The organism is Novosphingobium sp. AAP1, assembly GCF_001295765.1.
Lineage (GTDB): Bacteria > Pseudomonadota > Alphaproteobacteria > Sphingomonadales > Sphingomonadaceae > Novosphingobium > Novosphingobium capsulatum.
In genome coordinates this window covers 327,509-339,648 of record NZ_LJHO01000003.1, presented here as the reverse complement: position 1 = coordinate 339,648, position 12,140 = coordinate 327,509, and the positions used below count along the sequence as shown (strand labels likewise).

The 12,140-nt window shown below is 68.7% G+C and carries 7 protein-coding genes; 6 read left to right on the top strand and 1 reads right to left on the bottom strand.

Annotated elements, in window-relative coordinates; genetic code table 11:
• The first annotated feature begins 41 nt into the window (after nt 1-41).
• The 3 genes from IP65_RS08690 (at nt 42) to IP65_RS08680 (ending at nt 6,376) form a co-directional block, all read left to right on the top strand.
• On the top strand, nt 42-962 hold the full coding sequence (locus IP65_RS08690; protein ID WP_054131448.1) for a MurR/RpiR family transcriptional regulator: 921 nt from the start codon (nt 42-44) through the stop codon (nt 960-962).
• Between the two features lie 156 nt (nt 963-1,118).
• Nucleotides 1,119-3,932, top strand: coding sequence for a TonB-dependent receptor (locus IP65_RS08685; RefSeq protein ID WP_171794801.1), 2,814 nt, complete (start codon nt 1,119-1,121; stop codon nt 3,930-3,932).
• Between the two features lie 92 nt (nt 3,933-4,024).
• Nucleotides 4,025-6,376, top strand: coding sequence for a GH92 family glycosyl hydrolase (locus tag IP65_RS08680; RefSeq protein ID WP_197279238.1), 2,352 nt, complete (start codon nt 4,025-4,027; stop codon nt 6,374-6,376).
• Between the two features lie 6 nt (nt 6,377-6,382).
• Here IP65_RS08680 and iolG read toward each other — a convergent pair whose 3' ends face one another.
• Nucleotides 6,383-7,366: an inositol 2-dehydrogenase gene (iolG, locus tag IP65_RS08675; RefSeq protein WP_054131561.1), complete on the bottom strand. Its 984-nt coding sequence runs from the start codon at nt 7,364-7,366 to the stop codon at nt 6,383-6,385.
• 140 nt (nt 7,367-7,506) lie between these two features.
• Between iolG and iolC the strand changes: the two genes are divergently transcribed.
• From iolC to iolE, 3 genes are read left to right on the top strand one after another with little or no spacing between them, the layout of a single operon-like run.
• Nucleotides 7,507-9,411, top strand: a complete 1,905-nt coding sequence (gene iolC / locus IP65_RS08670; RefSeq protein ID WP_054131445.1) for a 5-dehydro-2-deoxygluconokinase — start codon at nt 7,507-7,509, stop codon at nt 9,409-9,411.
• The gene (iolD, locus tag IP65_RS08665; protein ID WP_054131444.1) at nt 9,402-11,225 is read left to right on the top strand and encodes a 3D-(3,5/4)-trihydroxycyclohexane-1,2-dione acylhydrolase (decyclizing); all 1,824 of its coding nucleotides are present in this window, start codon (nt 9,402-9,404) and stop codon (nt 11,223-11,225) included. The genes iolC and iolD overlap by 10 nt, the downstream gene beginning before the upstream one ends.
• Nucleotides 11,222-12,139 (top strand): myo-inosose-2 dehydratase, encoded by a 918-nt coding sequence (gene iolE, locus IP65_RS08660; RefSeq protein ID WP_054131443.1) that lies wholly within the window; start codon nt 11,222-11,224, stop codon nt 12,137-12,139. The genes iolD and iolE overlap by 4 nt, the downstream gene beginning before the upstream one ends.
• Nucleotide 12,140: the final 1 nt, after the last annotated feature.

Sequence of the window (12,140 nt, the reverse complement as noted above, 5' to 3'; positions counted from 1 at the left end):
CGATCCACTGGCATATACCGGCCAGGACAGTGGAGACAGCGATGACCGCCTCGCAAGACAATGCCCCCGATGCTGCGGCAGACGGCGATGGACTGCCCGGCAGCGCCGACGCGCTGCGTGACATGATCCTGGCGCGTTACGACGGGATGACCAAGGTGTTGCAGCAGGTCGGCCGCTATGTCCTCGATCATCCCGAAGACATGGCGCTGCTCACGCTCAATGAACTGGCCGAGCGTTCGGGCACGCAGCCATCGGCGATCGTGCGCTTTGCCAAGGCGCTGGGCTTTACCGGGGCAGGGCCGATGCAGCGCCTGCTGCGCGACAGCCTGATCGCGCAGAACAGTGCGCTGGGCTATAGCGAGCGGGTGCACCAGTTTGGCGCGGCGGTGGAGGATTCGGTCTCGGCCGGCGGCATCGGCGCGCTGATCGACGAGTTTGCCGAGGGCGACATCATGGCCCTACAGAACACGCGGGCGATGGTGGGGCGCGAAGGGCTGGCCAATGCCGTGGCGCTGATCGCGGCGGCGCGCGTGGTGCATGTGGTCGGCATGCGTCGCGCCTTTCCGGTGGCGGCCTATCTGGCCTATGCCGTGCCGCAGGCGGGCAAGCCGACCATGCTGGTCGATGGCGTGGGCGGCCTGGCGGCGCAGCAATTGCGCGCGATCGGGCCGGACGACGTGCTGATCGCGATCAGCTATCACTCCTATGCCCCGGAAACGGTGTCCGCGGTGGAAGCGGCCTGCGCGGCGGGCGCCAAAGTCCTGGCGATTTCTGACAGCCTGCTGAGCCCGATTGCCAAGCGCGCGGCGCAGACCCTGCTGGTGCGCGAATCCGAAGTGCGCGGCTTTCGCTCGCTGTCCTCATCGCTGTGCCTGGCGCAGGCGCTGGTGGTGGGGCTGGCCTATGACCAGCAGCGCAGCGTGGCCGCAGGGGCACCTGGCAGCGGCGGCGATGCCTCGTGACAAAGCGATGGCCTGCTGTGGCGCGACCGTCGCAATTCTGAAATTTTTATATCAAAAATATTAGAAACAGAAAAATCATATTGACAGAAGACGGGCAATACCATTCCATACGCTCAACGCCCGAAACGTGGCGAGAGGGATATGGGGGTTTGTGAAATGATCGGATTGCTCTGTCGGTCGCGTCTGCTGCTTAGCGGATCGACCATGATGCTGGCCTTGGCGGCACAAACGCCGGCCACCGCCCAAACCCTTCCCGCCACGGCGCCGGCATCGGCAGCGCCACTGGCCGATGCGACGGCGGGCACTCCCACCGGCAGCGAGGCGGATCTGGCCGCCGGCATCGTGGTGGTGGGCAACCGCTATCAGGCGGCCACCCTGCAGATGCGTTCGGCCAACACGGTCAACGTGATTTCCGCCCAGGACCTTGAGCATACGGCCGTGCACAACGTGGCCGAAGCGCTGGGCATGGTGCCGGGCATCAACGTGATGAACACCGGTTCGGCCTTTGCCGGCGGCGTCGACGGCGCCTCGCGCGGGGAGGGCATGTTCGTTTCGGTGCGTGGCCTCAATTCCGAATACAACATCAACCTGATCAACGGCGTGTCGGTGGCGCAGGGCAATCCCTATAGCCGCGGCGTCCAGCTCAGCCTGCTGCCCCCGTCGGGCCTGCAGACGATCATCGTCAACAAGACCTCGCAGCCCGACATGCTGGGCGATGCTATCGGCGGCACGATCGATTTCCGCACCCCTTCGGCGTTCGACTATGCAGCGGATTCGCGCGGGTCGGTAACGATCGGCGGCCGCGTGGAAAGCCGGGCGCGGGCCTATGGCCAGAATGGCCTGGGCTGGAACGCGGGGGCCGATTATTCGCGCAAGTTCGGCGCGGATCACCAGTTCGGCGTCTATGTCAGCGGCTTTTACGATATCCGCCACTTTGCCAACAGCCTGGTGGGCGGCGTGCAGGAATCGGGCTGCTGCGACAACGGCTATGACTTTGCCGTGCAGGATGCCGCCGGCAACAGCGCGCCCGGCCTCGATCCGGCCGCCAACCTGATCCAGACGGCGGCCAACTTTGGCCTGTCGAGCGGCTATACCGAACGCTTTGGCGGCAACGGCACGTTCGACTGGCGCCCGGATGAAGATACCTCGATCTACCTGCGCGCCAGCTATGCCCGCGCCAAGACCGACCAGAACAGCCAGCTGACCCAGATCGTTGGGGTCAACAAGCAGGACGGGTCGAGCGGCACGGCATTGGGCAACGGCACCTATGCCCCGGTGATCGGCGCGGTTCAGGCGCGTTTCTGGTATGAAACCAACCCGGCGATCGCCACGCTCGGCACTGTGCAGCTGGGCATGGACAAGCACGCCGGCAAGCTGACCGTGTCGCCCAGCCTGTTCTACAGCTGGGGCAGCAACGCGCGGCCCAACCACATCGAAGTGGCCGGGCGCTATGCTCCGGTGGCCTATGGCGGCTCCACCCTGTTCGGCTATGACAACGGCTATCCCGTGCCGCTGCTGCCTGCCACCGTGCGCAACCAGCTCAACAACATCAGCGGCATGCCCGCCAATGGCGGCCCGCCGGAATATACCCCGCAGACCAGCTTCCAGCGCAAGGGCGGCGGCAAGATCGACCTCAAGCTCGATTTCGATGGCGGCCATCTCACGTTCCTGAAGGCCGGCTTCCGCGTGGAAACCAGCCACCGCGAAATCACCAACCGCGATTACACCGTGCCTGGCTATGGCAATGCCGCCACGCTGGGCGATCTGGGCGTGATCAAGCAGATCTATCCGGCGGTCTGGCCCAAGCGCTATACCTGGCAGGTGCCGGTGATCGACCAGGGCAAGGTCTTCTCGCTGTTCAACCAGCTGGGCGGCGCGACCGACGCGACGATCGATACCTGCGGATCGAACCCGATCAACAGCTATAACTGCAACACGCAAAAGGCCAACGAGACGGTCTGGGCCGGCTATGTCATGGGCCAGCTGCAGTATGGCAACCTGGAGATCGTGCCCGGCGTGCGGTACGAGCACACCGACATCAAGAACGTGTTCTGGGTGACGCCGACCGACAATGGCACCACCGCGACCGGCGCGTTCGGTTCGAACAAGGCCAAGTTCGATGCGGTGCTGCCCAGCATCGCCTTTACCTATCGCGACAATGGCGGGGCGGTCTATCGCGCCTCGGCCTGGACCAGCTATGTCCGTCCGCCGTTCCTGCAGCTGGGTGGCGGCGCTTCGACCAACGTGTCGGGCGGGGTGACCACCATCACCCAGGGCAACCCCAACCTCAAGGCGATCCGCGCGATCAACCTGGATGCTTCGGGCGAATGGACCATTCCGGGCGGCGGCCACGTGATGCTGGCCGGGTTCTACAAGCACCTGGCGCACTATATCTATGACAACGGCAGCAGCGCCGGGATCGTGACCGGCAGCAATGCCGGCGTCACCACCGGCACGGTGACCTATCAGCCGCAGAACGGTGGTTCGGGCCATGTCTATGGTATCGAGCTGCAAGCGCGGCAGAAGTTTTCGGCCCTGCCCGGCCTGCTTTCCGGCCTGGGCGTGGCGGTGAACTTTACCCGGCAGTGGACGCGGGTTGACGTGCTGGGCGATGGCACGCGCATGGACCGCATCCAGAACGCGCCCGAAGTCATGGCCAATGGCCAGGTCTTCTTTGAAAAGGGCCCGGTCTCGCTTGACGTGAACTACAGCTATGCCGGCGATTACGTCTCGATCTACGACACGCTGGGCAAGAATGCGACGTGGGACGATGTGTGGGTGCGCCCGGTGAGCCGCGTGGACGTGCATGCCGGCTATACCTTCAGCCGCATGTTCAAGCTGGACCTGTCGATCGCCAACCTGTTCAACACGCCCAGCTATTGGTCGCACATCGGGCAGCACAGCCTGGCGATTTCCGATATCGTCAATTCGGGAACCACCTCGCTGGTGACAGCGACGATGAAGTTCTGATCATTCCTTCCCGCCTGCGGGCGGTATTTCGGGGAAGGGGCCGGGCAGAAGGGGGCTGCCCGGCCCCTTTTCTGCCCTGGCAGCAGGAGAAGATGATGAAGCCCACGCGTCGCGACATGCTCAAGGGATCGGCGGGCCTGGCCGGAACGCTGGCCAGCGGGATTGCGCAACAGGCCGCTGCGCTGTCGCGAGCCGCGCCCGATGCGGCGCTGGCGCTGGTCGATCCGATGATCGGCACGGGCGGCCATGGCCATGTCACGCCGGCGGCCACGGTGCCGTTCGGCATGGTCCAGCTGGGCCCGGATACCGACAATGCGCGGTGGGACGCGTGTTCGGGCTATCACCATGACGATACGACGCTGCTGGGCTTTTCCCACAACCACCTGAGCGGCACGGGCGTGGGTGACCTGATGGACGTGCTGGTGGTGCCGCGCACCGGGCCGGTGGTGCTGTCTCCCGGCACGCGGGCCAAGCCGCAGGGCAGCTATCGCCAGAGCTTTGACCATGCCGATGAAACGGTTGAGCCCGGCTATTACGCGGTGCACTTGCGCGAGAGCGGCATCGGCGTGGAATTGACTGCGACGGCGCGGGTGGGGCTGCACCGTTACCACTTTGCCGGGGCGGGGCACTTGCTGATCGACCTGGCCCACGGCGCGCGGGACGAGCCGGACGAGGCGAGCATTGCCGATGATCCATCGGGCCCGACCAAGGTGACCGAGGCGAGCCTGCAGCTGGCCGCGCCCGATCTTATCACCGGCAGCCGCCGCGTGCATCAGTGGGCCGATGGGCGGCAGATCCATTTCGCGCTGCGCCTGTCGCGCCCGGCGGCGCAAGTGCGCCTGTTCAGCAACGATGCGCCGCTGCCAGAGGGCGCCACGCAGGTGGCCGGGGCAAACCTGAAAGCCGCCGTAATGCTGCCCGATGCTGCGGCCGGGCCCGTCATGGTCAAGGTCGGGCTTTCGGGCGTGGACGTGGCCGGGGCGCTGGCCGCGCTCGATGCCGAAGTGCCGGGCTGGGATTTTGCCGCCGTGCGCGGCGCGGCGCGGACGGCCTGGGCTACGCGGCTCGGCGCGGTGCAGGTGTCGGGTGGCACGCCCGATCAGCGCAAGATCATGGCCACCGCGCTTTATCACGCGGCGGCCGCGCCCAACCTGTTTTGCGATGTCGACGGGCGCTATCGCGCGATGGACAGCGCGGTGCGTACGCTGCCGGCCGGTGAGGCGAACTACAGCACCTATTCGCTATGGGATACCTATCGCGCGCTGCATCCGCTGCTCAGCCTGGTCGATGCGCCGCGCAATGCCGCCTTTGCCCGCAACCTGGCGCGGATGACGCTGGAAAGCCCGTTCGGGCCGCCGGTGTGGCCGTTGCAGGGGATCGAGACGCATTGCATGATCGCCTGGCATTCGGTGGCGGTGATGGCCGACGCGCTGAACAAGGGCGCCAGCGGGTTGGACCTGGCCACGCTGTGGCCGGCGCTGCGCCACCTGGCGTTCGAGCGCGAGGACAGTGGCCTGGAGCCCTATCGCCGGCTGGGCTATATCCCAGCCGATACCGTGCGCGAGGCGGCCAGCAAGACGCTGGAATATGCTTATGACGATTGGGCCATGGCCGCGATCGCCGCAGCGGCCGGCGCGCATGAGGATGCCACGGCGCTGCGCGCGCGGTCGCGCAACTGGCGCAACCTGTTTGACAAGGATACCGGCTTTGTCCGTCCGCGCCTGGCCAATGGCGCCTGGGCCACGCCGTTCGATCCGCGCGCGCTGGGCCACGATACCAACCACTGGCGCGATTTTACCGAATGCAACGCTTGGCAGGCGACGTTCATGGCCCAGCACGATCCGCAAGGCCTGATCGACCTGATGGGCGGGGACGCCGCGTTCGAGGCCAAGCTGGATGCGCTGTTTGCCGCCGACAGCACGCTGCCGGCCGATGCGCCGCCCGATGTTTCCGGCCTGGTCGGGCAATATGCCCATGGCAATGAGCCCTCGCACCACGTGGCCTATCTCTATGCCTGGTCAGGCTCTCCGTGGAAGACCCAGGCGCGGGTGCGCAGCCTGTTGACCAGCATGTATCGCGCCGCGCCCGATGGGCTGGCGGGCAACGAGGATTGCGGGCAGATGAGCGCGTGGTTCGTGCTGAGCGCGCTGGGGATCTATCCGGTCGATCCGGTCAGCGGGGTGTGGGTGTTTGGCTCGCCGCTGTTCAACCGGGCGGAACTGGCCGTGCCGGGCGGGCGTCTGGTGATCGAGGCGCCGGGCAACAGCGCGGCGGCGGTCTATGTGCGGCAGGTGCGCTGGAACGGCCAGGTGTGGAACCGCAGCTGGATCAGCCATGCCGAACTGGCGCGCGGCGGGCATCTGGTGTTCGAGATGGATACCCGGCCCAACCCCGCATTCGGTCATGCGCCCGACACACGCCCGCCGCGCAACGCGCTGGGCTGATGCCGGTTAGACGCGGACAAACGCGCCGCTGCGCGCCGATTCCTGTGCGCCCTGGGCCAGCAGCAGCGCGCGCAGCCCGTCGGCCGCGCTGACCAGCGGCGCGGCGCCCTCGATCACCTGGGCAAAATGGGCGATCTGCGCGGCAAAGGCAGCGGCATAGCGATCGAGGAAGAAATCCATGAACGGCGCGCCGGCGGCGCCCGCCGGCCCCCAGTGCTCCACCCGGCTGTGTGGCACGTTGCCCACGCGCAGCGCGCCGCGCGCGCCGAACGCCTCGATCCGCTGGTCATAGCCATAGCCGCTGCGGCGGCTGGAACTGATCATCGCCATGCGCCCGCTGGCGGTGCGCAGGATGGTCTTGGCGGTATCGGCGTCTCCCGCAGCGCCGATCGCGGGATCGATCAGGCAGGCCGTGGCGGCCATCACTTCCACCGGTTCTTCGCCCAGGAGCCAACGCGCCATGTCGAAATCGTGGATCACCATGTCGTGGAAGATCCCGCCCGAGGTGGCGACATAGGCCGGTGGCGGCGGGGCGGGATCGTGGCTGATGATGTGCAGCGTTTCGATGCCGCCGATCGCGCCCTGGGCCAGCGCGGCCTGTAGCGCGGCGAAATCGGGATCGTGGCGGCGGTTGAAGCCCATCAGCACCCGCGCGCCCAGCGCGTCGAGCCGCGCCAGCGCCGCCTGCGCCACGGCCGGATCGAGCGCGAGCGGCTTTTCGCACAAGACCGCCAAGCCGCGCGCGGCAGCATCGAGCGTTTGCGGCGCATGCAGCGCGGTGGGGCTGGCGATCACCGTGCCGGCAAGGCCCGGATGATCGAGCGCCTGTTCGGGCGAAAGCGCCAGGGCGCCGTGGCGATCGGCCAGGGTCTGGGCGGCGGCGGGATCGATATCGGCCACCACGGCCAGGCGCAGGCCGGGATGGCGGGCGATATGCGCGGCATGGACGGCGCCGATGCGCCCGGCGCCCAGCAGAGCGATTGTGTGCATGAGGCCTGGCGGTTCCTTCGGCGTGTTCAGGCGCGTCTGTGCCGAAACTGGCGCGCCGGCACAAGAGCGGCACTGGCCAGAGCGCGCGCTTGGCGGCATAGCGGGGGCAACCTTCACCAGCCAGGGAAACGGCGCCGTCCATGAAGCCACTCGATGTCATCGCGATCGGCCGCGCCGGGGTTGATCTCTATGGCGAGCAGGTGGGCGGCCGGCTGGAAGACATGGCCAGCTTTGCCAAGTATGTGGGCGGCAGCCCGACCAACACCGCGATCGGCATGGCGCGGCTGGGCCTGCGCGCCGGGCTGATCACCCGCGTGGGTGGCGATCACATGGGCCGCTTCATCCGCGAGGAACTGGTGCGTGAAGGGGTGGACACGCGCGGCGTGCGCAGCGATCCGGCGCGGCTGACCGCGCTGGTCCTGCTCGGCATTCGCGAAAACGGCACCTATCCGCTGATCTTCTATCGCCAGGATTGCGCCGACATGGCGCTGTGCGAGGCCGACGTTGACGCCGCGTTGATCGCCCAGGCCGGCGCCGTGCTGCTGTCGGGCACGCATTTTTCCACGCCGCAGACCGCCGTCGCCAGCCGCCGCGCCGCGCAGCTGATGCGCGCACAGGGCGGGCGCGTGGTGCTCGACGTGGATTATCGCCCGGTGCTGTGGGATCTGGCGCCGCGCGACTGTGGCGAGGATCGCTATGTGCCGAGCCACAGCGTGACCGCCACCCTGCAGGGCGTGCTTGACCTGGTCGACCTGGTGGTGGGCACCGAAGAGGAAATCCACATCCTGGGCGGATCGACCAACACGCTTGATGCGCTGCGCTCGATCCGCACGCTGACCGACGCGCCGGTGGTGGTCAAGCGCGGGGCCAAGGGCTGCGTGGTGTTTGAAGGGGTGATCCCGGGCGAGCTGGACGAAGGCCTGGTGGCGCCGGCGTTCGCTGTGCCAGAGACCAATGTGCTGGGCGCGGGCGATGGTTTCATGGCCGGGTTCCTGCGCGGCTGGCTGCGCGGCGAGCCGATGGCGCGGGCGGCGGCCTGGGGCAATGCCTGTGGCGCGATCGTGGTGGCGCGCCATGGCTGTGCCCCGGCGATGCCGACCTGGCCCGAACTCGACGCGTTCATGGCGGGCCAGGGCGCGCGCAGCCCGGCCAGCCTGGACCAGGTGCACTGGGCCACCACCCGCGCCCCGGCCGACGAGGCGCTGACGATCCTGGCGATCGACCATCGCGGCCTGTTCGAAACCCTGATCGCGAGCGGCGGTGGCGATGCGGCGCGCGTGGCGATGTTCAAGGATCTGGCCGGCCTGGCGATGGAGCGCACCGCCGCCGGCGATCGCGCCTGTGGCCTGTTGCTCGATGGCCGGTTTGGCGCACGCGCGCTGGCCCAGGCGGCCGATGCGCCCTATTGGATCGGGCGGCCGATCGAGATTTCCGGCTCGCGCCCGTTGCGGTTCGAGGGCGGGGCCGACGTGGCGATCACGCTGCGATCCTGGCCGCGCCCGCATGCGGTGAAATGCAACCTGCGCTATCATCCCGATGATCCGGCCGATCTGCGCGCCGAGCAGGATGCCCAACTGGCGCGCCTGTTCGATGCCACGCGCAGCACCGGCCACGAACTGCTGCTGGAAATCATCGCCGCGCCCTATGGCCCGGTGCACCACGATACGGTGGCGCGGGTCATGGCCCATGTCTATGCCCTGGGCATCTATCCCGATTGGTGGAAGCTGGAAGCGACCGACGATCCCGCCGCCTGGTCGGCGATCGAGGCGGTGATTGCCCAGGCTGATCCGTGGTGCCGCGGCGTGGTGGTCTTGGGCGCGGAAAGCAGCCAGGCGCATCTGGCCGCCAGCTTTGCCGCGGCCGCGCCGCGCCGGGTGGTAAAGGGCTTTGCCGTGGGGCGGGCGATCTGGCAAGACGTGGCGCAGGAATGGTTTACCGGCATGATCGATGATGAAACCGCACTGGTGCGTTTGACCGAGAACTTTGCCGCCATGGTCGCCACCTGGCGCCAGGCGCGGGCCAAGGCGCTGGCCCCTTGCGCCTGACCGCCGGCCAGGCCCTGGTGCAATGGCTCGCCGCGCAGGACGTGGTGGGCGCAGACGGCGCGCGCGTGCCGTTTTTCGGCGGCGTCTGGGCGATTTTTGGCCATGGCAACGTGGCGGCGCTGGGCGAGGCGCTGGCGGAGGCAGACCCGGCGCGCCTGCCCACCTATCGCGCGCATAGCGAGCAGGGCATGGCCCATGCGGCGATCGGCTTTGCCCGCGCCCATGCCCGGCGGCGGGCGATGGTGTGCACCACCTCGATCGGGCCGGGGGCAACCAATCTGGTGACGGCGGCGGCGCTGGCCCATGTCAACCGCCTGCCGGTGCTGCTTTTGCCCGGCGATGTCTATGCCTCGCGCCGGCCCGATCCGGTGTTGCAGCAGGTCGAGCATTTTGCCGATGCCACGGTCTCGGCCAACGATTGCCTGCGCCCGGTCTCGCGCCTGTTCGATCGGATTACCCGGCCCGAGCAGCTGATCGATGCGCTGCCCCGCGCCATGGCGGTGCTGACCGATCCGGCGGCGTGTGGCCCCGTAACGCTGGCGCTGTGCCAGGACGTGCAGGCCGAGGCGATCGACTGGCCGGCCGATTTCCTGGCGCCGCGTCTGTGGCACATCCGCCGGCCGGCGCCCGATGCGCGCGAACTGGCCGCGCTGGTCGCGGCGCTGCGCGGGGCGCAGCGGCCGCTGGTGATTGCCGGGGGCGGCGTGCACTATGCCGGGGCGGCGCCGGCGCTAGCGGCGCTGGCGGCGCAGACCGGGCTGCCGGTGGCCGAAACCCAGGCGGGCAAGGGGGCGTTGCCTGATGCGGCAACCGGCGCGCTGGGCGCGATCGGGGTGACCGGCACCGACGCGGCTAACACGGCGGCGCGCGAGGCAGACGTGATCGTGGCGCTGGGCACGCGGTTGCAGGATTTCACCACCGGCTCGCGCCGCCTGTTCGGCGCCGATGCGCAGCTGTTCCAGGTGAACGTGGCACTGCACGATAGCGCCAAGCATGGCGCGCAGCCGGTGCTGGGCGATGCCGGCGTGGTGGTCGATGCGCTGGCCCACGCGCTGGATGGGTGGACCGTGCCTGCCGCCTGGGCGCAGCAGACCGGGGCCTGGGCCACGCAATGGCATCAGGCGGCCAGGGCCGCGCGCGATCGGCCGGTGCCGCCGGGTACGCTGCCCGATGACGTGGCGGTGATCGGCGCGGTGCAGCGCGCCCTTCCCGATGCCACGATCGTGGCGGCGGCCGGCGGCTTGCCGGGCGATCTGCACCGCTTCTGGCCGTGCCCGGCGCCGGGGCGCTATCACGTGGAATATGGCTTTTCCTGCATGGGTTTCGAGCTGGCCGGCGGGCTGGGCATCGCGCTGGCCGATCGCACCGCCGATGTGGTGGTGATGGTCGGCGATGGCAGCTATTTGATGCTCAATTCCGAACTGGCGAGCGCGGCGGCGCTGGGCGTGGCGTTTACCGTGGTGCTGCTCGACAACCGGGGCTTTGGCTGCATCCACCGCCTGCAAGGGCGCACCGGCAATGCCTCGTTCGCCACACTGCGCGGGGACGGGCTGCCGGCGATCGATTTCGTCGCCCATGCCCGCGCGCTGGGCGCGGTGGCGCACAAGGTGGCCGATTGCGCCGCGCTGGGAGCGGCACTGGCGGCCCCGCGTGCGGCCGATCGGCCCACCGTGCTGGTGATCGAGACCGATCCCGATGGCGGCCGCGATCTGGGCGGCGCCTGGTGGGACGTGGCCGTGCCGGAAATTTCCACGCGTGAGGCGGTGATGGCCGCCCGCGCGGACTATGAAGCAGCGCTGGAGCAGCGGCCATGACCGTGCGCTGGGGCGTCAGCCCGATCGGCTGGGTCAATGATGACCTGCCCAGCCTGGGCGCGGGCACCACGCTCGACACGATCCTGGGCGATGCGGGGGCGATCGGCTTTGCCGGGATCGAGCGGGGCGGGATTTTTCCGGCCGAACCGGCTGCGCTCGCCGCCAGGCTGGACCAGGCCGGGCTGGCGCTGGCCGGGGCGTGGCACGGCAGCAGCCTGCTTGCCCATGGCCTGGCGGGGGAAAGCGCGGCGATCGAGGCGCAAGGCACGCTGCTGGCGGCGTGTGGCTGTGACGTGTTCATCCTGGCGGAAACCAGCGGGGCGGTGCATGGCCAGCGCCACACGCCGCTCCGCCAGCGGCCGCGCCTGGCGCCCGGCGAATGGCCCGCGTTTGGCGCCATGCTGAACGACATAGCGACGCGGCTGGCCGATCGGGGCCTGCGCCTCGCTTATCACTATCACCTGGGCACGGTGGTGGAGGATGCTCAGGATCTGGCGCGGCTGATCGATGCCACGGGCGAGGGCGTGGGCCTGGTGATCGATACCGGCCATGCGCGGCTGGGCGGAATCGATGTGCCGGCACTGATCCGCGAGCATCCCGCCCGCGTGGTGCACGTGCATGCCAAGGACGTGCGCCCGGCGGTGGCGGCCGAGACGATCGGCCAGGGCGCCTCGTTCCTCGATGGGGTGATTGCCGGCATGTTTACCGTGCCGGGCGATGGCGCAGTGGATTTTGCCGCGGTTTGCGCGGCGCTCGCCGCGATCGACTATGCCGGGTGGATGGTGATCGAGGCGGAACAAGATCCTGCGCTGGCGCCGCCAGCGGCCTATGCCCGCGCTGGTCTGGCCCATCTGCGCACGCTGTGGCTGTCGGCGGGGGCGGCGGCGGGGGTGGGGGCGCAGGGGTTGAAGTAGG

What these genes read in the sequence shown, in the direction of transcription:
- IP65_RS08680 (WP_197279238.1), top strand. Translation starts at nt 4,025, where the DNA reads ATGATGAAGCCCACGCGTCGCGACATGCTCAAGGGATCGGCGGGCCTG.
- iolE (WP_054131443.1), top strand. Translation starts at nt 11,222, where the DNA reads ATGACCGTGCGCTGGGGCGTCAGCCCGATCGGCTGGGTCAATGATGAC.
- IP65_RS08690 (WP_054131448.1), top strand. Translation starts at nt 42, where the DNA reads ATGACCGCCTCGCAAGACAATGCCCCCGATGCTGCGGCAGACGGCGAT.
- iolC (WP_054131445.1), top strand. Translation starts at nt 7,507, where the DNA reads ATGAAGCCACTCGATGTCATCGCGATCGGCCGCGCCGGGGTTGATCTC.
- IP65_RS08685 (WP_171794801.1), top strand. Translation starts at nt 1,119, where the DNA reads ATGATCGGATTGCTCTGTCGGTCGCGTCTGCTGCTTAGCGGATCGACC.
- iolG (WP_054131561.1), bottom strand. Translation starts at nt 7,366, where the DNA reads ATGCACACAATCGCTCTGCTGGGCGCCGGGCGCATCGGCGCCGTCCAT.